Here is a 21,462-nt window from a genome sequence, read left to right as displayed (position 1 = left end):
TGCGCGCTCCTCGGCTACCCTCTAGGTGAAAATGATTGTCATTCCCTACAGGAGGGGGCCACCCTTGTCCGCGCGCCACTGCCAGCTGACCGGGCGCAAACCCGGTTACGGCAAGCAGGTCTCGCACTCCCACCGCCGCACCAACCGCCGCTGGCTGCCCAACACCCAGCGCCGCAGGTACTGGCTGCCGTCGGAGAACCGCTACGTCGTGCTCACCCTGTCCACCAAGGGCATCAAGACCGTCGACCGGCGCGGCGTCGAGTCCGTCGTCGCCGAGCTGCGCGGGCGTGGGGAGAAGGTCTGATGGCCAAGGGCAACGACATCCGGCCCATCATCAAGATGCGGTCGACGGCGGGCACCGGCTACACCTACGTGACCCGCAAGAACCGCCGCAACGACCCGGACCGCCTGGTGCTGCGCAAGTTCGACCCGGTCGTGCGCAGGCACGTCGACTTCCGCGAGGAGCGCTGACGTGGCCAAGAAGTCCAAGATCGCCAAGGACCGGCAGCGGCGCGAGGTCGTGGCCAGGCACGCCGAGCGGCGGGCCGAGCTGAAGGAGCTGATCCGCACCGACCCCGAGCGCCGGGACGAGGCGCAGCGGGCGCTGCAGCGGTTGCCGCGCGACGCGAGCCCGACCAGGCTGCGCAACCGGGACTCGGTGGACGGCAGGCCGCGCGCCTTCAACCGGGCTTTCGGGTTGTCGCGGCTGCGGCTGCGGGAGATGGCGCACCGCGGTGAACTGCCGGGTGTGCGCAAGTCGAGCTGGTGAGGAGGACCGCGATGCCCAAGCCCGAACGCGCCCCGAAGAAGCGGGCGAACCTGCTGCGCCGCGAAGGCGTGGAGGCGGTGGACTGGAAGGACGCGTCGCTGCTGCGGAAGTTCCTGTCGGACCGGGGGAAGATCCGCTCCCGCCGGGTGACCGGGCTGACGCCCCAGCAGCAGCGGCAGGTGGCCACCGCGGTGAAGAACGCCCGCGAGATGGCGCTGCTCCCCTACCCCTCGAAGGGCAGGTAGGCGCGCGGGCGGTGCGGTCCGCCGCACCGCCCGGCGCGCGCCGGTGGTGATCACCACGCCGACCCCGCTCGCGGGTCCGCGTCGGGCACGATCACCCGAATGAGCTTCTACGACGTGCTGCACCGCCGCCGGGACACCAGGGGCGAGTTCACCGGGGCCCCGATCCCGGACGACGTGCTGCGCCGCGTCCTGTCCGCCGCGCACGCCGCCCCGAGCGTGGGGCTGACCCAGCCGTGGGACTTCGTGCTGGTGCGCGACGCGGCGACCCGCTCGGCGTTCCGCGACCACGTCGCCGCCGAGCGCGAGGTGTTCGCCGCCGAGCTGACCGGCGAGCGCGCCGAGGTCTTCTCCCGGATCAAGGTCGAGGGGATCATGGAGTCCACGCTCGGCGTGGCCGTGGCCTACGACCCGGAGCGCGGCTCCCCCGCCGTGCTCGGCAGGCACGCGATCGCCGACGCCGGGCTGTACTCGGTGTGCCTGGCCATCCAGAACCTGTGGCTGGCCGCCACCGAGGAGGGCTTGGGCGTCGGCTGGGTGAGCTTCTACCGCGAGGAGGTGCTCAGCGGGTTGCTCGGACTACCCGAAGGGGTTCGCCCGGTCGCGTGGCTGTGCCTCGGACCGGTCACGGAACTCCCCGGTGCACCCGACTTGGAACGCCACGGGTGGCGCAACCGAGTGCCCCTGGAGGCGGTACTGCACCAGGAGCGATACACGCAGCGCTCCTCCCGGTAGCCTGGTGAAGCCGTGACGGCGGGCGAGCGGGTCAGCGTGCCCAGCGCGCCGAGTCGGAATGGAGTGGCGAGCACGAGTGGACCAGCGAGCGGACGAGGTCTCCGACCCCGAGGCCAGGATCAAGGCGCTGCTGAACGCGGGCAGGCTGGCGGAGGCCAACACCACCTTCGACGAGGTGGTCAACCGGCCCCCGCCGGACGTCGACCGCTGGGCGCGCTCGGCCGCCCTGGTCAACCGGGCCAAGCTGGCGTGGCGGCTCGGCCGCATCCCACTGGCGCTGGAGCTGGCCGCCGAGGGCTGGAGCGACCTGGAGGGCGAGGACCCCGACCACCCGGACGCCGCGCGCGCCACGCACGCCCTCGCCTACCTGCTGGAGGGCATCGGCAACCGCAGGGCGGCGGTGGACATGATGCGGGTCGCGGTGAGCATCGCGCGCCGCGCGGGCGACCCCGAGGTGCTCGCCATCTCCCTGCAGGGCCTCGGCGGGCTGCTGAACTTCCGGGCGATCTCGTCGCCGCCCGACGTGGCGCGGGCCGCGTTCGAGGAGGCGCGGCAGTGCCTGGCCGAGGGGCTGCCGCTGGTGGACGACGACCACATGGCGCGGGCGCTGCTGGGCGCGTACAGCCGCTCGCTGGCCGGGGTCGGCGAGCTGTGGCAGGCCCAGCTGCACGCCGACGAGACGGTGCGGCGGGCGCTGGTGGCCGACGACAAGTGGGCGCTGGCGGTCGGCAACTGGGTGCTGGCCGTGGTGCACCGCGATCGCGGCGACCTGCTGCGGGCGCGCACCCTGGGCAGCCGGGCGGTGACCGCCGCCGAGTCGATCAACGACCCGTCGCTGCTGCTGCGGTTCTCCCAGGACCTGGCGGACATCTGCGCGGGCCTCGGCGACCCGGTGGGCGAGGCGGCGGCGCTGCGGTGCAGCGTGTCGGCGGGCACGACCGCGACGGTGACGCTGCAGGAGGGGCTCGGGCAGGCCCTGGAGCAGCGCAGGGTCGCGGTGCAGGCGCAGCGGTTGGCGCTGGCGGCGCAGGAGGCCGCGGCGCGCGACCCGCTGACCGGGCTGGCGAACCGGCTCGGCCTGGAGCGGGCCGCCGCGACGCTGCTGGAGGGCACGGCGGCGCGCGGGCGGGTGCCGTGGCTGGTGCTGGTGGACGTGGACTGGTTCAAGGACGTCAACGACGACGCCGGGCACGCGGCCGGTGACGCGACGCTGCGCGAGATAGCCCAGCTGCTGCGCCGGGAGACCAGGTCGGACGACCTGGTGGCGCGGTGGGCGGGCGACGAGTTCGTGGTGCTGCTGGGGAACTCGGCGGGCGGCGGCGGCCCGGAGGCCGGTCCGGTGGTGGCCGAGCGGATCAGGGCGGCGGTGGACGGGCACGACTGGCAGGTGGTCCTCGGGATCACCCGGCGGCCCACGGTGTCGATCGGGGTCGCGGCGGGGCCCGCGAAGCTGGACCAGCTGTTCGCGGCGGCGGACATGGCGCTGTACCGGGCGAAGCGGTTGGGGCGCAACCGGGTCGAGGTCGAGGGACCGGACTCGGAGGGCCACGCCGGGGAAGCGGTGACCGCAGGCGCCGAGGTGGACTGCGCGGTGGTGGACGGCTCGGGTGCCTCCGGGGTGGACGGCACGAGGCGCGGGCGGGACGGCGCCGGGCGCGGGCGGCCGGGACGTGACGCGGAGCGCGGGGAACCCGCGGCGGTCGCGGCGGTGGAAGCCGCCGAGGTCCCGGCCGCCGAGGCGGACCGGCCCGCGGTCGAGCCGGTCGCCGAGGAGCCGGAAACCGTTGTGGTGGAAGAGCTGCCGCTGCCCGCGCTCGACGCCGAGGCGCCCGGCAGCGACGACTCGGAGGTCGGCGACTTCGAGGTCGGCGGATCCGAGGTCGGCACCGCAGGCGCGGCCGACGTCAACGTGCCCGACGTCAGCGCACCCGACGTCAGCGCACCCGCCGCCGACGAGCCCGCCGCCGACCGGTCCAGCGTCCCCTCGGCGGGTCCCGGCTCGGTGGGTTAGCGCGCCGCGACCCCGGCGCCCGCCGGGGTCCGGCGGTGCGCGCTCAGGCGATCAGCCCGCCCCGATAGGCCACCAGCGCGGCCTGGACCCGGTTGACGGCGCCGATCTTGCCCAGCACCGACGACACGTAGCCCTTGACCGTGGCCTCGGACAGGTGCAGCGTCCCGCCGATCTCGGCGTTGGACATGCCCTGCCCGATCAGCACCAGGACCTCGCGCTCCCGCTCGGACAGCGAGGACAGCAGTCTGCGCGCGGGCTCGGCGGCCCGCTCCCCGTCCGCGACGGCGGCCAGCACGCGGGCCGCGACGCCGGGGTCGAGCACCGCGCCGCCGCGCGCCAGGTCCCGGACGGCCTTGACCAGCTGCTCCGGCTCGGTGTCCTTGAGCAGGAACCCGCTGGCGCCCAACCGGAGCGCCTCGCTGACGTACTCGTCCACGTCGAAGGTCGTCAGCATCGCGACCTTCGGCGGGTCCGGCAGCGCGCGCAGCCTCCTGAGGGCGACCAGCCCGTCCGAGGTGCGCATCCGGATGTCCAGGAGCACCACGTGCGGCCGGTGCTGGCGGGCCAGTTCGGCCACCAGGTGCCCGTCGTCGCACTCGGCGACGACGTCGATGTCACCCGCGCTGCTGAGGATGAGCCGGAGGCCCGACCGGACGAGGTCCTCGTCGTCGGCCAGCACAACCTTGATCACGACGCCTCCCCGAGTTGGCGTTTCGTGCTTGTGCGGCAACCGAACCCGCGCGGCAATGCGCAAGCCGGTGTTAATACGCCGTTATCTCACCACGGTCCCGGCGCGCCGAAGTACGGCCCGACCTCGTTCACAGTTACCAGGAATAACCGGGAGCAGCGCGGACCGCCCCCGTCGGGAGGTGCGGAAACGGTCCGCCGAATCGGCCGTTTTCACAGTTCCACGCCACGTGGACGCGCTGCCGCTCCACCGCTCACCGCGTACTCATAAAACGCGAAAGCCTTTCGCAAACACCCCGCCAAACGTAGCCTCCGTCACAGGCAACCCCTCGGAGAGGAGCCCGATCCCCGTGCGGAAGAACGCCCGGTTAGCACTGGCGGTGGCACTGCTCACCGCCACGACGACGGTGACCGCCGCGACCGCGTCGGCGGCCCCGGTCACCGAGCCGCCGATCACGGCGCCCGCGCCCGCCGCCCCGGTGGCGGGCCCGACCGCACTGGCCGACGACCCCTGCCTCGGCCAGTGCCACGACATCGTCCCGCCCGGCCAGAGCGGCAACGCCACCCTCGCCGACATCCTGGCGCACAAGGTCTTCGGCACCCGGCCCGCGCACTCCGCCGACCAGCTCGGCAAGTACGACGCGCTGGCGAGCGGCCACAAGGGGCTGACCAACGCCCAGCTGACCACCTTCTTCAACGACGCCTCGTTCGGCGTCCCCGCGAACCAGGTCGAGAGCACGATCAGCCCGCGCGCCGACGTGACCATCGTGCGCGACAAGCTGATCGGGATGCCGCACATCACCGGCACCACCCGCTCCGGCACCCAGTTCGGCGCCGGGTACGCCGCCGCGCAGGACCGGCTGTGGCTGATGGACCTGTTCCGGCACCTCGGGCGCGGGCAGCTGTCCGGGTTCGCGGGCGGCGCCGAGGGCAACCGGGTGCTGGAGCAGAGCTTCGTCAAGCAGATCGCCTACACCGAGGCCGACCTCCAGGCCCAGATCGACCGGGTCGCCGCGCAGGGCGAGCGCGGTCGGCAGGCGTTCCAGGACGTCACCGACTACCTGCAGGGCGTCAACGCCTACATCACGCAGGCGATCGCGAACCGGAACTTCCCCGGCGAGTACGTGCTGACCGGGCACGCCGACGCGATCACGAACTGGAACGACATCCAGCCGTTCAAGGCCACCGACCTGGTCGCGATCGCGGCAGTCGTCGGCGGGCTGTTCGGCGCGGGCGGCGGCGGCGAGGTGCAGAACGCGCTGGTGCGGCTGGCCGCGCAGAACAAGTACGGCGCCGAGGCGGGCGACCGGGTGTGGCGCTCGTTCCGGGCGCGCAACGACCCCGAGGCGACGCTGACGCTGCACGACGGCCAGCGCTTCCCGTACGCGACCGAGCCCGCGAACCCGAGGGGCGTGGCGCTGCCGGACGGCGGGGCGGTGACGCCGGAGCCGATCGTCTACGACCAGACCTCCGCCCGCCAGTCCACTGTGGACACCCCGGACGACCTCAAGGCGCTGGAGGGGATCTTCGCCGACGGCGTGCTCCCCAAGGACCTGCTGTCCCGCCCGCGCGGCATGTCGAACGCGGTCGCGATCTCCGGCGCGCACACCACCACCGGCAACCCGATCGCCGTGTGGGGCCCGCAGACCGGCTACTTCGCGCCGCAGCTGCTGATGCTCCAGGAGCTCAACGGCCCCGGCCTGCGGGCGCGCGGCGTGTCGTTCGCGGGCGTCAACATGTACGTGCAGCTCGGGCGCGGCCTGGACTACTCGTGGAGCGCGACCTCGTCGGGCCAGGACATCACCGACACCTACGCGGTCGAGCTGTGCGAGCCGAACGGGCAGCCGACGGCGGGCTCGGCGCACTACCTGCTGCGCGGGCAGTGCGTGCCGATGGAGCGGTTGGAGCGCAAGAACGCCTGGAAGTCGACGGTCGCCGACCCGACGCCCGCCGGTTCCTACACGCTCGTGGTGTACCGCACCAAGTACGGGCTGGTGCAGTCGCGGGCGAAGGTCGGCGGCAAGTTCGTGGCCTACACGGCGCTGCGGTCCACCTACATGCGCGAGGTCGACCCGATCATCGGGTTCCAGGAGTTCAACGACCCCGGCGCGATCACCTCGGCGCAGGCGTTCCAGCGGGCGGCCGAGCGGGTCGGGTACGCGTTCAACTGGTTCTACGCGGACGCGAACGACATCGCCTACTTCAACTCGGGGCTGAACCCGGTGCGCAAGGCCGACGTCGACCCGGACCTGCCGGTGAAGGCCGAGCAGGCGTACGAGTGGCAGAACTGGAACCCCGACGACAACTCGGCGTCGTACACGACGTTCGCGCAGCACCCGCAGTCGGTGAACCAGGACTTCTACGTGAGCTGGAACAACAAGCAGGCGCTGGACCACTCGTCCGGCGGCTACGGGATGTCGTCGGTGCACCGCGGCGACCTGCTGGACAAGCGGGTGCGGGCGCTCATCGCGAACGGCGCGAAGGTGGACCGGGCGGCGGTGACGAAGGCGGTCGCCGAGGCCGGGCTCGCGGACCTGCGGGCCGAGCGGGTGCTGCCGGAGGTGCTGCGCGTGCTGGGGACGGTGACCGACGCGGACCTGGCGCCGACCGTGCAGAAGCTCAGGGCGTGGGTGGCCTCCGGGTCGCTGCGCACCGAGACCGCCAAGGGCAGCAAGGTGTACGCGCACGCCGACGCCATCCGGACGCTGGACGCGTGGTGGACGCTGCTGGTGGACGCGCAGTTCCGGCCGGGGCTCGGCGACGCGCTGAACAGCGCGCTCGTCGGGGCGCTCCAGGTGGACGAGTCGCCGTCCGACCCGCGCGGCGTGCAGCAGCACAAGGGGTCGGCGTTCCAGTACGGCTGGTGGGGCTTCGCGCAGAAGGACCTGCGGGCGGTGCTGGGCGACCAGGTGGCCGGGCCGCTGGGCGCGGAGTACTGCGGTGACGGCGACCTGGCGCGGTGCAGGCAGGTGCTGCTGGACAGCCTGCGGCGGGCGATCGCGGTGCCCGCGACCACGACCTACCCCGGTGACGACAGCTGCTCGGCGGGCGACCAGTGGTGCGCGGACACCATCGTGCACCGGGCGATGGGCGGCATCACCCAGGACAAGATCAGCTGGCAGAACCGGCCGACCTACCAGCAGGTGGTGCAGTTCCCGTCGCGGCGAACCGCTTCGGTGTTCGGCAGCGCGCATTCGGTCGAAGTCTTCCGGAACGACGTGGAATGGGCTTCACTGCGCGCGAAGTAGCTGGTGGGAGCGGGTTTTCCGGTATTTCACGTGACCCCGCCAGAAGGGGTTCGTACAAATGACGGGTTCCCAACCAGGGCCCGGTTCCGGATACTCGCTGTACGAACTTGAGGTCTACGAACCGTGGACCGGCCCACAGGAAGACCCCGGTCCACCCCCAGGGACCGGGGTCTTCCGCTGTTCCGGCTGTTCCGGCGCGGGGCGGGGTCAGCGGTGCGGGTTCGCGACGCCGTTGCGCGGGGTGGCGTCACCGGGTTCGAGCCGGTCGCGGGGGTCGTCGGGGCCGGTGGTGAGCTGCTCCGGGGGTTTCTGGGCGGGGATGGTGGGGGGCGGTGGTTGCTGGTTCTGCTGGGGCTGGCCCTGGGGAAGCCCGACCTGGTCGGCGAACTCGGCCGCGACGGAGGTGCCCCCGTAGACGCCGAGGGCCTGGGCGAGGTGCTGGCGCAGGTCGGTGCGGTGGTCGTGGGACAGGCGCGGGATGGCGCTCTCGAAGCTGGCGACGAGGGCGTCGGCCCAGTGCTGGTCGCGGCGCTGGGCGGCGATCCGGACGAGGTCGCCGAGCTGCTGGGCGAGCCCCACGGCCTGCTCCACCTGGTAGCCGTTGCGGTGCAGCCACCAGATCGTGGCGGTGGACAGGTCGGTGAGCACCTCGTCCCGCAGGTACCGGATCTCGTCCCGCTCGGCGTCGCGCTCGGCCTGGCGGATGGTCGTGGCGCGCAGCAGCTCGATGTGCTTGCGCGCCATCTCCAGGTCGGTGTCGTCCACGCGCAGCTCGACGTGCTCGGCGCGCGCCCACACGTGCGTGCCCTCGACCTGCCGCTCGTCGGCGAGCTCGTCCCCGAGCTGGTGCTTGAGCGGCGCGTGGTGCACCAGCATCGAGCCCTCGGTGACCGCGCGGGCCCGCTGGACGACGTCGTTGACGGCGGCGCTGCGCGGCGAGTGGTGCCGCAACCCGGAGGCCAGGTCGACCCGCCAGTGGATGGTGAACTTGGCGTGGAAGTCGAGCCCGTACACCGCGGAGGGCAGCGGTGTCTCGAACACCAGCTCGTGCGTGGTCGGAGGCGGCACGAACGTGAACTGCTCGGCCCGCCGCATCTGCCGCCGCCGCCACCAGGAACCAACGGCCCCGAGGGGTCCGGGCCGGAAGTCGGGCCAGGGTCTACCGCTCATGGGTGAACCTTCGCATCGGGATGGGGATGCAACTTCTGTACCCCGGGAACCGGGCGGGCAGAAGCGGGCGGGGCCGGGTTCCCCCCAACAGCGGAAACCGGAGGAGGGGGGATCTCACGCGATGTGCACCCCCTGGGTCCGCACGGGTGATGGGCGCCCGGTAGGCTGTGGGACGCGCCCTCGTAGCTCAGGGGATAGAGCATCGGTTTCCTAAACCGTGTGTCGCAGGTTCGAATCCTGCCGGGGGCACTCACCTTTCGCCGGGTGAATCAAGCTCTGACCTGCGGTAACGCGGTCGGGGCTTGATCTATTTCCGGGGCTTGCGGCGGTCGCTGTCAGCCCGGATCTGCCCCCGTTTGCCGGGGTCCGCGAAACCACCGCGAAATGACCTCGGCCCCCTGGGGCAGGTCCCAGGGGGCCGATCCGTGAGGTGGGTCACGCGGCGCGGAAGAGGGATTCGATCTTCCGGTTGACCGTCTCGCGCTGCCCGTCGATGCACTTCGCGTAGACCTTCAGCAGCACGTCCACCGAGTGCCCGGCCCGTTCGGCGACCTCCGGGGCCGGGACGCCGCCGTTGAGCCAGAGCGACACCGCAGCGTGCCGGAGGTCGTACGGGCGACCCGCGAGCGGCGATGCCACCTGGGCCGGGGTGAGGCCGTAGGCGCGGGCCTGCTCCCAGACGCGCGAGTAGGTGGACGAGGAGACCACCCCACCGTTCGGTGATCGGAACAGCCGACCATCCGGGGCCGACCCGAACCGGGCGATGTGCTCCCGCAGGATCGTGACCAGCACGGGTGGAATCGGGACGGGCCGGACCTCCTTGACCCCCCGGTGCTTCAACCCGCGCTGATCGTGGACCTCGCCGGAGTCCGTCCACCGCTTCCCCGCCGAGGGCCGCGACTCCCCCAGCATCAGGACACCCCACCCGGACTGCGGCAATGTGCAGTCGTTCACCCGGAGGGCCAGCCCCTCAGCCGGACGTGCAGCCGCGTAGTAGCCCACGGCGAAGAACGCCGCCAGGTGCGCGCCCCGATCCGCGTTGCGCCTGCCCACGTACGAGACGGCCGCCAGCAGGTCGGCGACCTGGCGGGGGTTGGCGACCACACGCGGGTCAACCTGCTCAACCACCTTGGTCGTCTTCCGCTTAACCCTGGTCAGGGGGTTGTCGGGGATCAACTCCCGCTCGACCGCGTACCCGAGCAGGTTGAACAGCACGGCCCGTTTGCGCTGGTAGACCGTCGCGGCGGCGGCCTTGCCGTCGAGCTTGACCGCCAGGGCGTCGAGCACTTCGCGGACGGCGGGCGCGGCGGTCAGGTCGTACAGGGGCCGCGAGTTCCTGACGAGCCAGTCCGCCACGTCCTCCTCCCCGTTCGACCTCTTGGCGTCCCGCGTGGTCGAGGGCAGCAGGTACCGGGTCAACACCCGTCGCAGCTCGACCACCCCCGGCCGCCCCACCCCGTCCCGGACGAACGCAGCCGCAGCGGTCGCCAGGGCTTCCACGGTGCTCCCCCGCGTCTTGGCGGCACTGTCCGGCCACTTCATGTCCACGTAGGACTGAGCGAAGTCCAGGAATGACAACGAGTTCACGCGCTTCAGCTCGGAGATCGGGAGCCCGCTGTCAACGTCGAACTCCTCACCGCGCCGGGCCGCCTGCATCAGCTCGGACCGGCGGCTGTTGGCGAGCGCCTTCGTGGCGTACCACTCGGAGTGGGACTTTCCGTCCGTCACCCAGCGCACGCCGTAGGGCCGGGCGCTCCGCTTCGGCTTCTTGGACCAGTCGGCGAGCTCCCAGAAGCGGACCTTGAACTTCGCACTCATGCCGCCGCCCGGTACAGGTCTTCCAGCCACGCCGCGAAGTCCACGCGCCTGCACCTCAACTCGCCGTTGGGCAGGGTGAAGCACCTCGGGCCCTTACCGGTCTGCCGCCACTTGTAGAACGTGTCCCGCGAGACCCCGCCGAGCGCTTCCAGCATCTCCGGCACGGACATCAACTGGGTCAGCTCACGCACCTTGCTGTTCATCTCATCCCCCGTTTACACAGCTAGTGACGTTGCCAAACCATCTGGCGGATTGGCCGAGGCGAGCAGCGCGGCCGTGTACTCCGCCTTCCACCGCCGCCGTTCGGCCACCGCCCGCAGCAGCAGGTGTTGCCGTGGCGGCACGTTCGGATCACCGGGCTGGACGTTGTTCCAGAGCACCCGCGTGGGCTGGTCCTCCTGCTTGATCCCGACGTCCGCGAGCAGTTGCCGAACGAAGGCGACACGGTCGTGCTTGTGATCGGCGAGGGACTTCCCTGACCATTTCCGGGAGACCAGCACCCGCCGCCCGGCGACGCCGAGGGTGGTCCGCTTGTGGGCCTTTCCCTTGCAGCGCCCCGGTTCCATCGACAGCCGAGCGCCCTTGGGCTGGACCCCGTAGAGCAGCCAGACGGGGCATTGAGGGGAGCACGGGGTCACGGCCAGCTCAGCGCACAGCCGGTCCGCGTGGTCCTCCTGGCGGGTGCTCTGGGCCTGGTAGCACTCGCTGATGCTCTTGGTGAGGTACTTGGTCAGGTAGCCGATGTGCCGCCCAGCGTCAGCCGAGCCGCCCAGGATGCCCTTGGCGTGCACCTGAACCCCGAACCGCGCCACGTGCGCGGGCCGCTCGGTCTGCTCCAGTGCCTCAGCCCAGGTGGGCAGCGCTTCACGGGTGTCCGGGTCCACGAACCCGTTGCCGCTCCACACCGGAAGCCGGTCGCCGCCGTACTTGACCTCATCGTGCGCAGGCCACCAGACCTGGTGGTAGGTGGCTTCGGCGACCGCCCGCAGCTCCGCGCGCGAGATGCTGCCCCGGATCGCGGCGTGCCAGTGCGGCGCCAGGCGACGTTGGGGTTCGACCGTGGAGAAGTACTGCACATCCCAGCCGACACACCGCCGGAGGTTCTGCACGAACCGGTCGAGCAGCGCCGCGAAGTGCACCGCGTCCCGAGCAGCCCGCCGGTAGTCGTAGGTGGCCGGGTTCACCGGTGTCCCGTCCCCGCGCACCTTGCCGTAGCTGTCCAACGTCAGCGTGAGGAACGTCGAAGGCCGGTACTTGCCCCCGAACACCGCCCCCACCGTGCGCTTGGTGACCGGCCGCCGAGGCAGGTTCGGCGCGTCCTGGCGGCGCTTGGTGGACCGCTTCCGGGCAAGCCGCGGCCGTGCCTCCAGAGCGGGGAGCTTCCCGCGGATTCCGAGCTGCCGAAGCTCCGCGTCAACCTCCGCGACCTCCTCCCGAACCTCCTCAGCACCGGTGTCGTCCCCCTCATCCACAGCGGCCTGGTACGCCTTGACCAGGTCGGCCCGGTAGGCCGTCAGCTCCCGCTGGTCGTGGTCGGGCGAGTCGGGGGTGAAGTCGGGTTCCTCGGTGAGGTGCCACCCCTCCCGGCACTGGGCCATGCGCAACCGCCGGTTCTTCTCCGCGCAGGTGGGGCACACGCTGGCCACCGTCGAGCCGCACGGCACGGGCACGATCTCGATGCGCCCGGTGTCCAGGTCGATGCGCTCCTTGGCCAGCGGCCGGACGCACACCCCATGCTCCTCAGCCACGGCACGGGCCACGTCGAGCGCGGCGGGCTGCTTCATCCGGTCGGCACGGGTCAGGTACTCACTCACGCCGCCACCTCCCCCGCCGAGTCAGGCCGAGCGGGGAACTCGTGCACCGTGGCGGGCCGGAGGAACGCGCCCAGGGTGCCGAGGTCAGCATCGGTGACGTGGAAGGCTCGAGCCCGCTCCGGCTCCCGCCGCCCGTCCTCCTTCATCCAGGCCACGCCGGGCGTGTTCTCGCTGATCTCATGCGCAGCCGCGCCGCGCTGTCGCACCCCGTCGCCCAGGACCATGTCCACCTGCTGCGATTCGTCCAGCCGCAGGGCGACGCGGGTGGTGAACAGGTGCCGGAACCCCACGACCTCCTTGCGCGGGTCCTGCACCAGCCCGACGACCGCGTACCCCGGTGCCCGCCCTTGGGAGGTGATGGTCTGCACCGCCCGCGACGCTCGCTCCCGCAACTGCCGGTCCGGCTGGTAGGCGATCAGGTCAGCCAGTTCATCGATCACCAGGACCGTGAACGGCTCCCCGCCCGAGCGCGCCCACAGCCGCCGAACACCCCGGTACCTGGCCGCCCTCTCCTTGACCTCAGCGGCGATTTCCTCAAGCGGGGCAACAGCTTCCGGCCCGTTGTCGTACACAACCCGATCGAACGCGTCTGGGCACTGCCCCAACTCCATACCGCCCTTGGGGTCGATGCCCACCAGGCGCACCAGGCCGTCACGCACCGCCGGGGCGAGCTGCCACACGATCGACCACAACACCGACCCCTTGCCCGCGCCGGGCACCCCGACCACGAGCACTTGAGACCCGAGCAGCCGCAGCCGCCAAGGCTTCCCGTTCTCCGTCCGGCCAACCACCACGCGCTTGAGGTCGACGTCCCCGCCAAGCTCAGGCACAGGGACGGGCCTGTTGAGCGGGTCGGTGTGCACGAAATCGAGTTCCAGCACCTTGGGCCGCAGAACCCGAACGCGGCATGACTGGGCGTGGAACGAGTGCGCCAGCGCTTCCCTCTTGGCTTCCCACTGCTCCGGTGACTGGGCCGGGATCATCCGCACCCGAACCCGGTCCCGCCAGCCCTCCGACCGCACCACCCGCAACCGAGGCCGGTACTCACGCCCACGCTCCCGCACCGCCAGGTCGGCCAGCCTCACCACCGACCGCCACCGAGGCACGTAGACCGTCGCCCGCCGCCACTGGCTCAGCAGCCGGAACCAGCACAGCCGCAGGAACGAGGCCGAGTCGTACCCGAACCACAGCAGCAGGAGCGCGACCAGCGTCAACAGCGCCAGCACCACCGGCGAGGGCCCGAACCGCCACCAGCTCCACACCGCCAGCGCGGGCACCAGCGTGACGACCGGGTACCGAACGACGACGAGCACCAGGCGCACGAGCCCGACCAGGAGCAGCCACACCAGGGCCACGAGGGCAGCGAGCCACTTCACCTTGCCGGGGACCAACATCCACCAGGGCACCCGAGGCCGAACGCCCTCGAAGGGTGCCGGGTCAACCCACTTCCCGCCGCTCATCGCTGCTCACCGCCACCGAATATCAGCGGCAGAACACCCAGGCAGGCGTCACAAACAACCTGCCCGTCAAGCAGCCGGGCGAACTTCCTGCACTTCCCACAACGCTTCCGAGCGACACCCTCTGGCGCACGCTCACGCCGACCCACTACGGTCATAACCGTTCACTCCGCTCCGCGTGGTGAGCAACGCAGGAGCGGCGTGGTTGGTAGCCGGTGTCCGCTCCTGCGTCTCACGTTCTCGTTGCGCCGAAACAGGTTGTGCGGCATCACCACATGACCCGCCCGGATCATGCGTTAGCGATCAAAGGGACTTTCTCCCGCTATTCGGAGCCGATGGCCTCCGCTTTCTCCTCTTCACGAGTCGCCCAGTAAAGGGCTTCGTGGTGGTGCCCGCGATCCACTTCCGCGATGCGCCGGTAAACCCTCCCAGACCTGACGTAGAACGACTTCCACACCGCCTTGGGCGCGTCCCCATCAGGCATGAGCCTGCTCAACGCCTCATGCGCCTCTATCAGGGTCTGCGCGTTGTTGGCGATGTCCCACCAGTTCGGCCTATTGGACTGAGCGGCCATCTGTCCCTGTCCCCCAGCAGTCGATGTCATCAGTGCGGTCTCCGACCTGTCCCCGTGCTCGACACGGCCACTTGCTCGTTGCTCATGAGGCGCCCTCGTCCAACTCCATCCGGGAAGCACGCGCGTGCTCGACCTCAGCGCGGCGCTCGAACTCCTCAGCGGCGATGACGCAGGCGTGACGAGCCCACAGGGACACGGCCAACTCCCCGCCGAGCGCCCGCCACGCCCGCGCCACAGCCGCGTAGCTCACGGCTAACCGCTGAACAGCGGCCAGGTCACCCACCGCAGCAGCCGCGAACAGGGCACTCGTCTGCTCCGCGTACGCGGTGTTCCACCGAGCGACCGCCTCGCGAGACGGCCGCACCACCTCAAGCCGCCTTCTGCTCGGGCTTCTCAGCAGCCCGCTTCGTGCCGACCTGCGGCGACAGGAGTCCCGTAGCTCGAACGGTGAACCCCTGGTACTTGTACCGATCACCCATGACGCGCGGTTCGACCGTGAGCCCGTCGAAGGCCACGGGCCGGACCTCGACACCGGGCATGACCTGCACGGCCTGCGGCGGTACGGGCTGCGCGTCCGCCAGGATCGTCACCGTGACGGAGGCGTCCCGCTCCTTCTCGGCGGAGGGGTCGGTGACGACGACCTTCCACTGACGCTTGCCCGATCGCTCGTCCACGCGCTGCTTGGGCTGCTTGCCACGCGCCTTGTCCTCGGCACTCAGGTACTCCACATCCGGCACGACCCCGCCAACCATGAGCGCGCCCATCGGGAAGACCTGGTCGAACGAGGCCCCGAACCGGGAGCCGTAGGGAACCGCCATGACCTGCACCTCCACAACCTCGCTAGCCCGTCTGGCCGAGCTAGACAGGTTGAAGGTAAGCCAGCCTGGCTAGACAAGTCAAGCACGGTGTCACCTGAAGTAGTGAGCTAGCTCGCTAGGCGGGCTAGGCAACTCCTTTACGCTGTGGTTGTCCCAGTAATCGTGCGGGACACGGGACAACCGACACGAGGGAGAGGAAGGGCATGGCACTAGATCCCGACGACCCGCGTCCGCCGTACATCCAGGTGGCGAACGCTCTGCGGGCCGCCATCCTGACCAAGGTCTTCAAGGCCGGTGACAAGCTCCCCTCCCGCGCCGAGCTGGCGAGGAAGTACGACGTCGCTCCGATGACGGTGCAGAACGCGCTGCGCGAACTGCGCGACGAGGGCTTGATCGTCTCCAGGCAGGGCAGCGGCGTCTTCGTCCGAGAGCGCACCGAGCGCCCGGTGGGGCTCCGCCCTCACATCGAACGCGCCTTCGAGTCCGACCACGTGACGATCGACTTCGCGGGCTTCTCCGGCGAGACCCTGCACGGCGTCATCCAGGAGCCCTTGGACAAGATCCGCATCGGCAGGCTCACGCCGGAGTCGATCCACGTCCGCATCCTCGTGCCCGACCCGACGGTTCCGTGGTCGGTGCCGTGCACCGTCGAGGACAAGGAAGACAGCCCGGCCTTCCGTCGCCGAGCAGCGGAGATAATGCGCCGTCACACCCTCGCGATCGTGGACAACGTAACCGAGTTGGGCGCCCTGGGCCTGGTCAAGGAGGCCACCGCCGAGGTCCGCGTCCACAACGCCGCCCCGCTGTTCAAGCTGTACCTGATCAACAACGACGAAGCGTTCTTCGGCTTCTACCCGGTACGTGAGCACGTGCTCTCACTCGGCGGAGAGCCCCAGGCGATCTACGACCTGATGGGCAAGGACGCGATCCTCTTCCACCACAGCACCACCGACGACGAGAGCAGCACCGGCAGCCAGTACGTGGAACAGGCCCGAACGTGGTTCGACAGCCTGTGGAACACGATCGCCACGGAGTACGAGCGGTGACGACGGACCAGGTGCCGGTGGACGACCTGGCAGTGCTGCACCACGTCCTGGCGACCACCGATGCCCTGTTCCTGGACTTCGACGGCCCGATCTGCGCGGTCTTCTCGAACTTCCCCGCGCGCGAGGTGGCTGCTCAGCTCCGAGGCGTTCTGGCCGATGGCGGCCACGTCAGCCTGCCTGAGCACGTCGCCGCTTCCGAAGATCCGTTCGAGGTGCTGGAGCACGCCGCGACCCTGGGCGCGGAGGAGATCCGCTACACCGAGGCGGCGCTGCGCGCCCACGAGGTCGAGGCGGTCACGGCCGCGAAGCCGACCGCCGGAGCGGTGGAGCTGATCCGGGCCTGGCATGAGACCGGACGCCCCCTGGCGGTGGTGAGCAACAACTCCCAGGCCGCCGTGAGCACCTACCTGAACCTGCACGGCCTCACCGGACTCGTCCACACCGTATCGGCCCGCACCGACCCCGAACCGAGCAAGCTGAAGCCGAACCCGCTTCTGTTGCACCGCGCCAGTGAAGCGGTGGCGGTTCCACCGGTGAAGTGCACCCTGGTGGGCGACTCGCTCACCGACCTCCAAGCCGCGCAGCGGGCACGCTCCCGCGTCATCGGCTACGCGAACAAGATCGGCAAGTCAGCGCTCTTCGCGACGGAGAACCCCAGTGCCATCACCACAAGCATGACGCACCTCAGCCGCGCGCTGCTCCTCTGACAGCCGCTAAGCGCCTGCGGGATTCCTTTCTGCGCAACGGTTTCAGCTTCAATCAAGCGCCCATAACGACCGGCGTAGACCCGAAGCTCCCACAGTGGTAGGCAAGAAAGCATGGCACGCACTGATCACTACAACGACCCGAACGCCCCCAAGGCGACCAACATCGTCGTGGCGGTGACGGCCTTCGTCCAGGACGAGCAGGGCCGACTACTCATGATCAGGCGCACGGACAACGACCTCTACTCGATCCCCGGTGGCGCCCAAGACGTCGGCGAGACCATCGGCCACACCGTGGTGCGCGAGGTCAAGGAGGAGACCGGGATCGACGTCGAGCCCACCACCATCATCGGCGTCTACTCCGACCCCGCCCATGTCATCTCGTACACCGACGGCGAGGTCCGCCAGGAGTTCTCGATCTGCTTCCGCGCCCGGTTGCTGGGCGGCGAGCTGCACACCAGCAACGAGTCAAGCGAGGTCCACTGGGTCGCCCGTGACGACCTTGCCGCCCTGAACATCCACCCATCCATCCGACTCCGCATCGAGCACGGGTTCAGCACGCAGGACAGGCCCTACTTCGCCACCTGACCTGGGTCCGCGTTCGCCAACCGCCTTTCGGTGCGCTCAACGGCAGCGACCAGCTCAGGTTCGGCCTCGCTGATGAAGCGGGTGACAACATCCCCTTCGCCGTAACGCTCCCGAATTTCCGCGATTCGTGCGGCCACCCCGGTTCGACCGCCTTCAGGGGTAGTGGTCATGTCCGCCCACCACAAAGCGTCACGAAGCGGCCCCGCTTCGTCATCCCACGATTCCAACTCATCAGCCAAGCCGCGTATGCCAGCTTCCCGGTATGCGCAGGAGTGGTGCGCGATGAGGGCGCACACGCGGTCGGGGAAACCTGCTTCTTGCAGGTAGCGGGCACCGTCGAGCGGGTGGAACCCGGTAACCACCAGGTCAGGCGCGTACCCCACGTCATGCAGGACAGCCGCCGCCACCAACAAATCACGCTCTGCCGCATCGAAAAGGCCAGCTGCCCGCTTCGCACGTTCCGCTACTCCCTGAACGTGCGCCCATCTGCGTGGCAACGAGCTTGAGAGCAGTTCCTCAGCAACCGAGTAGGCCGATGCGACGAGTTCCACACCCCCAGCCTAAGCAGCCGCCAGGCAGAACAGCACGTCGAGCGCTCCACGAGGTTGTTTGCCGAATTCCGCTCTACGGGATCAAGGCGCGCCGCCTGCGGCAGCGCGCGGGTTGGCCGGGCCTCACCTTGGCACCGGCCCCCGCATCCCGGCACGCCGGGCTCCCGCTTCGCTCCGCCCAGCGGCCGTGCGCGGGCGCCGGTGCCAGGTGGTCCGGTCGCGGCGCGCTGGGGGCGTCGCGCTGGATCTGGGGGAGCTTCAGCGGCATCCTGTTGGGACGATCGCGCGGTCACGCGGCTGCCCGAGCTGGGCGCGGCGATCGGCTGCCGCGACGGCTGCGCCGTCTTGCCGACGAGGGGCGACAGGGCGCGCCGGGGAGCTGGTTCGCGAAACGCGAAGCCATTGCGAAATGACCCGAGGCAGCGGCCCCGGCAGATGGGGCGTCCGTGCAAGTCACGCGGTAGGGAAGACCGTGTGTGCGTCACGCCTTCCTAAACCGTGTGTCGCAGGTTCGAATCCTGCCGGGGGCACTCACCTTTCGCCGGGTTAATCAAGCTCTGACCTGCGGAAACGCGGTCGGGGCTTGATCTATTTCCAGGGGTTTGGACTGCGGGACGCAGGTCGCGATCCGGCACTTTCCACCGTTCACGGACTCGTCGCGGACCGAGCTCCGCCGCGCCCCCGCCCCACACAGCCCACGAGCAGTCAGCCGTAGAAGTCGAGCAGCTCTTCGACTGCGGCGTGCAAGGCCGCCCGGCGCAGGCGGACGCCCTCGGTGAGCGGGACTGCGGTGCGCAGGGCGGCCAGTTGTGCCAGCACCGTCGGGTCGCCGTCTTCCATGGCGGCCACCGCGTTCGGGGTGGTCAGGTGGAAGTACCTGGTGAGCGCGGTGCGGAAAGGGTTGTCCGGGATTGACGGGCTTGGGTGGGACCAGCCCGTTGTCACGTGGCGGTCCGGGTGTTCCAGGAGCCAGCCGCACAGGCGGTCGCCCGCGATCAGCAGTGAGAAGGCCGGCGCCAGTCGCAGGCGGGTGGGGGGCTGTTCGGGTGCGAGCTCGTAGGCGCACGCCAGAGCGGTCGCGGTTGGGGGGAGCCAGTAGTGGGAGGCCGGTTGGCGGGGGTCGGGGGCGGTGGTGGTCAGGGTGGCCTGGGTGGTCGGGGTGGTGTGCCACGGGGGTGGTTCGGGGGTGGGGGCGTCGGGGATGTGGACCAGGGCGCTGACCAGGGCGTCCTTCTTTCGGTCGAAGCGGTATTCGTCGTCCGCCGTGTCCGGCCAGTTGCCCGCGCCCGCCGTGGACAGCACGTGGCGCTCGTGCTCCTCAGCGTCGTTGTACGGGCCCACCAGGACTGAGCGGCCTGCCAGGACCAGCCTTGGGACGTGCGGCAGCGGGGCGCCGGGCGTGAGGGAGACGGTCAAAGCGGGCCTTCTGGAGGGGCAGCAGCGGGAGGTGGGGCTGGGGTTGGTTTGGCGCGGCTCGGGTCGTGGGTGGGCGGCGTACCGCAGTTAGGCAGAGGGCTCGCCACCTGGCTGGGTGCTGGTCGAACTCGTCCCACTCCGGCTGTCGGTAGAGCACTTCGCGCAGGCAGTCCAGGGACGCCGGGTCCTTGATCGCGGCCAGCGCCAGGACGCGCCGCATCCGCTCCGGGTGCGGCAGTCCTCCGTCCGCCAGGAGGGCGCGCAACTCCTCGCACGTCGTCATGGTCCGAGCTTCCGTGTGACTTCTTGGTCTTTGACCCGGTCGTGACGCTACCCACCTAGGCCTGGGAAGCAGGCCGTCACCGGTCAGGGGTTCACTCGATCCTGTGAAGCCGGTGCGGCGCGGAGGGTGAGCAGGCGCGTCACCAGCAGAGCGGTGGACGACAGGGCCGTCACCAGCAGGAGCAGCAGGAACGTCGGGTAGAGGGTCACGGCCTGGAGCCAGGACACGGGCCTTCCCCGGTACAGGTACGAGGTCACGTGGTGCGCGCCCAGGAGCAGTGGCCACGGGGTCAGGAGCAGGGGCCAGGTCCAGCGGCGGCGGCGGGACGGGCGGCGGGTGCGGTGGGTGGCCAGAGTTGGTGGGAGCGGGGTCAGGGCCAGGAGGACGGCGTCCACGGGCAGTTGTGGGTCGGTGGGGATCTTGGGGGTTCCGCCGTCCAGGAGGGTCACCAGGGACTGGCCCAGGGCTTGCGCGTCGGCGTGGCGGGTCGCGGTGTTCGCGGTCACCGCCACGCCGTGGCCGGTGGGCGGGAGGAGGGCCTGGTAGGCGGTCGCGGTGGCCAGGTCGCCGTCGTGGGTCAGCAGCGGGGCGCCGGACGGGGTGTGGCGGGCGAACCAGCCCATCGCGTGGAACGGGGGTGCGGGGGTCGGGGTGGTCGTGGCGGTGAACGCGGGGCCGCCCCGGTGGTGGGCGATCAGCCACGCGGCCAGGTCGCGCGCCGAGCTGAGGACGCCGCCCGAGCCGCCGCCGAAGGACATCGGCTCCGGGAACGGCAGCGGTGGACCGATCGGGAGGCGCAGGTGGCCTCGGTGGCCGGGGAGGTCCAGCGGGGTGTTCGCGGCGCGGCTGTCGGACATGCCCAGGGGGTCGAACAGGGCCGTGCGCAGGTGGTCCGCGAAGGGCTGACCTGTCACGTGCTCCACCAGGCGGGCGGCGAGCTGGTGGTTCGGGTTGTGGTACGACCACTCGGTTCCCGGCGCCGAGGCCAGGGTCGACGCGCGCATCGCGGCCACGGCGTCGCGCGGGGTTCGGGCGGCGGGGTCGGTGGGGTTGGTCCGGTCGGTCAGGCCGGAGGTGTGCTGGAGCAGGTGGCGCGGGGTGATGCCGGTTGACCTGGGGTCCGCGGTGGTGAACTCGGGGAGCTGGTCGTGCACGGGGGCGTCGAGGTCGATCCGGCCCCGCTCGGCCAGCTGCACGACGACCAGCGCGGTCATGGACTTGCTCAGGGACGCCACCGGCATCGGGGTGGTGGCGGTGACCGGGGTCCCGTCGCCCAGGTGGCCTCTGCCCTCGGCGTAGACGGTCCGCTCGTCGTGCGTCACGGCGACCGCCAGGCCGGGGATCTCCCGGTGGGACAGGAATTCCTGGATCGTGGACTCGATGGTCGCGAAGTCCACTGTGGACGGTGCGGGTGAGAGGGCGAGGGTCGCGGCCAGGAGGAGGTGGGGTGGCATGGCAACGAATGGTGCGAGAGTTCGGTCGCGTGGGGATCGGACCTCGGGCCGATAACCGGGCAGCGCCGCGCGAACGG

22 protein-coding genes and 1 tRNA gene are annotated in these 21,462 nt (G+C 70.7%); 11 read left to right on the top strand and 12 right to left on the bottom strand.

Features of this window, described 5'->3' with window-relative positions; genetic code table 11:
* Window positions 1-64 precede the first annotated feature (64 nt).
* The 6 genes from rpmB to LV78_RS19740 all read left to right on the top strand — a co-directional run bounded on the left by rpmB (window position 65) and on the right by LV78_RS19740 (window position 3,757).
* Window positions 65-304 (top strand): 50S ribosomal protein L28, encoded by a 240-nt coding sequence (gene rpmB / locus LV78_RS19765; RefSeq protein WP_253846750.1) that lies wholly within the window; start codon window positions 65-67, stop codon window positions 302-304.
* The gene (rpmG, locus tag LV78_RS19760) at window positions 304-471 is read left to right on the top strand and encodes a 50S ribosomal protein L33 (protein WP_253846749.1); all 168 of its coding nucleotides are present in this window, start codon (window positions 304-306) and stop codon (window positions 469-471) included. Before rpmB ends, rpmG begins: the two co-directional genes overlap by 1 nt.
* Before the next feature lies 1 nt (window position 472).
* On the top strand, window positions 473-769 hold the full coding sequence (gene rpsN / locus LV78_RS19755; RefSeq protein ID WP_253846748.1) for a 30S ribosomal protein S14: 297 nt from the start codon (window positions 473-475) through the stop codon (window positions 767-769).
* An 11-nt stretch (window positions 770-780) separates the two neighbouring features.
* A complete protein-coding gene (gene rpsR / locus LV78_RS19750; RefSeq protein ID WP_253846747.1) occupies window positions 781-1,014 on the top strand; it encodes a 30S ribosomal protein S18 in 234 nt (77 codons plus the stop codon).
* A 99-nt stretch (window positions 1,015-1,113) separates the two neighbouring features.
* Window positions 1,114-1,746, top strand: a complete 633-nt coding sequence (gene bluB / locus LV78_RS19745) for a 5,6-dimethylbenzimidazole synthase (RefSeq protein WP_253846746.1) — start codon at window positions 1,114-1,116, stop codon at window positions 1,744-1,746.
* A gap of 76 nt (window positions 1,747-1,822) precedes the next feature.
* Window positions 1,823-3,757 (top strand): diguanylate cyclase, encoded by a 1,935-nt coding sequence (locus LV78_RS19740; RefSeq protein WP_253846745.1) that lies wholly within the window; start codon window positions 1,823-1,825, stop codon window positions 3,755-3,757.
* A gap of 43 nt (window positions 3,758-3,800) precedes the next feature.
* Here the strand turns inward: LV78_RS19740 and LV78_RS19735 are convergent, their stop codons facing one another.
* Window positions 3,801-4,448, bottom strand: coding sequence for a response regulator (locus LV78_RS19735; RefSeq protein WP_253846744.1), 648 nt, complete (start codon window positions 4,446-4,448; stop codon window positions 3,801-3,803).
* Window positions 4,449-4,794: 346 nt separating this feature from the next.
* On the opposite strand from LV78_RS19735, the gene LV78_RS19730 reads away from it, so the two are divergent.
* A complete protein-coding gene (locus LV78_RS19730) occupies window positions 4,795-7,692 on the top strand; it encodes a penicillin acylase family protein (RefSeq protein ID WP_253846743.1) in 2,898 nt (965 codons plus the stop codon).
* A gap of 207 nt (window positions 7,693-7,899) precedes the next feature.
* Here LV78_RS19730 and LV78_RS19725 read toward each other — a convergent pair whose 3' ends face one another.
* Window positions 7,900-8,862, bottom strand: a complete 963-nt coding sequence (locus LV78_RS19725; protein WP_253846742.1) for a hypothetical protein — start codon at window positions 8,860-8,862, stop codon at window positions 7,900-7,902.
* Between the two features lie 176 nt (window positions 8,863-9,038).
* Between LV78_RS19725 and LV78_RS19720 the strand changes: the two genes are divergently transcribed.
* Window positions 9,039-9,111, top strand: a tRNA-Arg gene (locus tag LV78_RS19720).
* A 186-nt stretch (window positions 9,112-9,297) separates the two neighbouring features.
* On the opposite strand, the gene LV78_RS19715 is transcribed toward LV78_RS19720, so the two are convergent.
* From LV78_RS19715 to LV78_RS19685, 7 genes are all read right to left on the bottom strand, one after another.
* Window positions 9,298-10,680: a tyrosine-type recombinase/integrase gene (locus LV78_RS19715; protein WP_253846741.1), complete on the bottom strand. Its 1,383-nt coding sequence runs from the start codon at window positions 10,678-10,680 to the stop codon at window positions 9,298-9,300.
* Window positions 10,677-10,883, bottom strand: a complete 207-nt coding sequence (locus LV78_RS19710; RefSeq protein ID WP_253846740.1) for a helix-turn-helix transcriptional regulator — start codon at window positions 10,881-10,883, stop codon at window positions 10,677-10,679. The genes LV78_RS19715 and LV78_RS19710 overlap by 4 nt, the downstream gene beginning before the upstream one ends.
* Before the next feature lie 12 nt (window positions 10,884-10,895).
* On the bottom strand, window positions 10,896-12,464 hold the full coding sequence (locus LV78_RS19705) for a replication initiator (RefSeq protein WP_253846932.1): 1,569 nt from the start codon (window positions 12,462-12,464) through the stop codon (window positions 10,896-10,898).
* A gap of 26 nt (window positions 12,465-12,490) precedes the next feature.
* The gene (locus LV78_RS19700; protein ID WP_372494963.1) at window positions 12,491-13,954 is read right to left on the bottom strand and encodes an FtsK/SpoIIIE domain-containing protein; all 1,464 of its coding nucleotides are present in this window, start codon (window positions 13,952-13,954) and stop codon (window positions 12,491-12,493) included.
* Window positions 13,955-14,273: 319 nt separating this feature from the next.
* On the bottom strand, window positions 14,274-14,525 hold the full coding sequence (locus LV78_RS19695; protein ID WP_253846738.1) for an AMED_5909 family protein: 252 nt from the start codon (window positions 14,523-14,525) through the stop codon (window positions 14,274-14,276).
* A gap of 82 nt (window positions 14,526-14,607) precedes the next feature.
* Window positions 14,608-14,775: a hypothetical protein gene (locus LV78_RS19690; RefSeq protein ID WP_253846737.1), complete on the bottom strand. Its 168-nt coding sequence runs from the start codon at window positions 14,773-14,775 to the stop codon at window positions 14,608-14,610.
* A 118-nt stretch (window positions 14,776-14,893) separates the two neighbouring features.
* Window positions 14,894-15,343 (bottom strand): hypothetical protein, encoded by a 450-nt coding sequence (locus LV78_RS19685; protein ID WP_253846736.1) that lies wholly within the window; start codon window positions 15,341-15,343, stop codon window positions 14,894-14,896.
* 203 nt (window positions 15,344-15,546) lie between these two features.
* Here LV78_RS19685 and LV78_RS19680 point away from each other — a divergent pair, with 203 nt between their 5' ends.
* The 3 genes from LV78_RS19680 (at window position 15,547) to LV78_RS19670 (ending at window position 17,681) form a co-directional block, all read left to right on the top strand.
* The gene (locus LV78_RS19680; protein WP_253846735.1) at window positions 15,547-16,389 is read left to right on the top strand and encodes a GntR family transcriptional regulator; all 843 of its coding nucleotides are present in this window, start codon (window positions 15,547-15,549) and stop codon (window positions 16,387-16,389) included.
* Between the two features lie 11 nt (window positions 16,390-16,400).
* Window positions 16,401-17,096, top strand: a complete 696-nt coding sequence (locus LV78_RS19675) for an HAD family hydrolase (RefSeq protein WP_253846734.1) — start codon at window positions 16,401-16,403, stop codon at window positions 17,094-17,096.
* Window positions 17,097-17,207: 111 nt separating this feature from the next.
* Window positions 17,208-17,681, top strand: coding sequence for an NUDIX hydrolase (locus LV78_RS19670; RefSeq protein ID WP_253846733.1), 474 nt, complete (start codon window positions 17,208-17,210; stop codon window positions 17,679-17,681).
* On the opposite strand, the gene LV78_RS19665 is transcribed toward LV78_RS19670, so the two are convergent.
* The 3 genes from LV78_RS19665 to LV78_RS19655 form a co-directional block, all read right to left on the bottom strand.
* The gene (locus LV78_RS19665; protein WP_253846732.1) at window positions 17,666-18,232 is read right to left on the bottom strand and encodes an HD domain-containing protein; all 567 of its coding nucleotides are present in this window, start codon (window positions 18,230-18,232) and stop codon (window positions 17,666-17,668) included. The genes LV78_RS19670 and LV78_RS19665 overlap by 16 nt on opposite strands.
* A gap of 705 nt (window positions 18,233-18,937) precedes the next feature.
* Entirely contained in the window at window positions 18,938-19,648 is a 711-nt protein-coding gene (locus tag LV78_RS19660) for a hypothetical protein (protein WP_253846731.1), read from the bottom strand.
* A 366-nt stretch (window positions 19,649-20,014) separates the two neighbouring features.
* The gene (locus LV78_RS19655) at window positions 20,015-21,385 is read right to left on the bottom strand and encodes a serine hydrolase domain-containing protein (RefSeq protein WP_253846730.1); all 1,371 of its coding nucleotides are present in this window, start codon (window positions 21,383-21,385) and stop codon (window positions 20,015-20,017) included.
* Window positions 21,386-21,462: the final 77 nt, after the last annotated feature.

Source organism: Actinosynnema pretiosum, from assembly GCF_024171695.1.
In the GTDB taxonomy this organism is placed as follows: domain Bacteria; phylum Actinomycetota; class Actinomycetes; order Mycobacteriales; family Pseudonocardiaceae; genus Actinosynnema; species Actinosynnema pretiosum.
Note: the sequence above shows the minus strand (reverse complement) of the source record. Positions and strands in the feature narration are given on the sequence as shown.

What these genes read in the sequence shown, in the direction of transcription:
- rpmG (WP_253846749.1), top strand. Translation starts at nt 304, where the DNA reads ATGGCCAAGGGCAACGACATCCGGCCCATCATCAAGATGCGGTCGACG.
- rpsR (WP_253846747.1), top strand. Translation starts at nt 781, where the DNA reads ATGCCCAAGCCCGAACGCGCCCCGAAGAAGCGGGCGAACCTGCTGCGC.
- bluB (WP_253846746.1), top strand. Translation starts at nt 1,114, where the DNA reads ATGAGCTTCTACGACGTGCTGCACCGCCGCCGGGACACCAGGGGCGAG.
- LV78_RS19725 (WP_253846742.1), bottom strand. Translation starts at nt 8,862, where the DNA reads ATGAGCGGTAGACCCTGGCCCGACTTCCGGCCCGGACCCCTCGGGGCC.
- LV78_RS19715 (WP_253846741.1), bottom strand. Translation starts at nt 10,680, where the DNA reads ATGAGTGCGAAGTTCAAGGTCCGCTTCTGGGAGCTCGCCGACTGGTCC.
- LV78_RS19710 (WP_253846740.1), bottom strand. Translation starts at nt 10,883, where the DNA reads ATGAACAGCAAGGTGCGTGAGCTGACCCAGTTGATGTCCGTGCCGGAG.
- LV78_RS19705 (WP_253846932.1), bottom strand. Translation starts at nt 12,464, where the DNA reads ATGAAGCAGCCCGCCGCGCTCGACGTGGCCCGTGCCGTGGCTGAGGAG.
- LV78_RS19700 (WP_372494963.1), bottom strand. Translation starts at nt 13,954, where the DNA reads ATGAGCGGCGGGAAGTGGGTTGACCCGGCACCCTTCGAGGGCGTTCGG.
- LV78_RS19695 (WP_253846738.1), bottom strand. Translation starts at nt 14,525, where the DNA reads ATGGCCGCTCAGTCCAATAGGCCGAACTGGTGGGACATCGCCAACAAC.
- LV78_RS19685 (WP_253846736.1), bottom strand. Translation starts at nt 15,343, where the DNA reads ATGGCGGTTCCCTACGGCTCCCGGTTCGGGGCCTCGTTCGACCAGGTC.
- LV78_RS19680 (WP_253846735.1), top strand. Translation starts at nt 15,547, where the DNA reads ATGGCACTAGATCCCGACGACCCGCGTCCGCCGTACATCCAGGTGGCG.
- LV78_RS19670 (WP_253846733.1), top strand. Translation starts at nt 17,208, where the DNA reads ATGGCACGCACTGATCACTACAACGACCCGAACGCCCCCAAGGCGACC.
- LV78_RS19655 (WP_253846730.1), bottom strand. Translation starts at nt 21,385, where the DNA reads ATGCCACCCCACCTCCTCCTGGCCGCGACCCTCGCCCTCTCACCCGCA.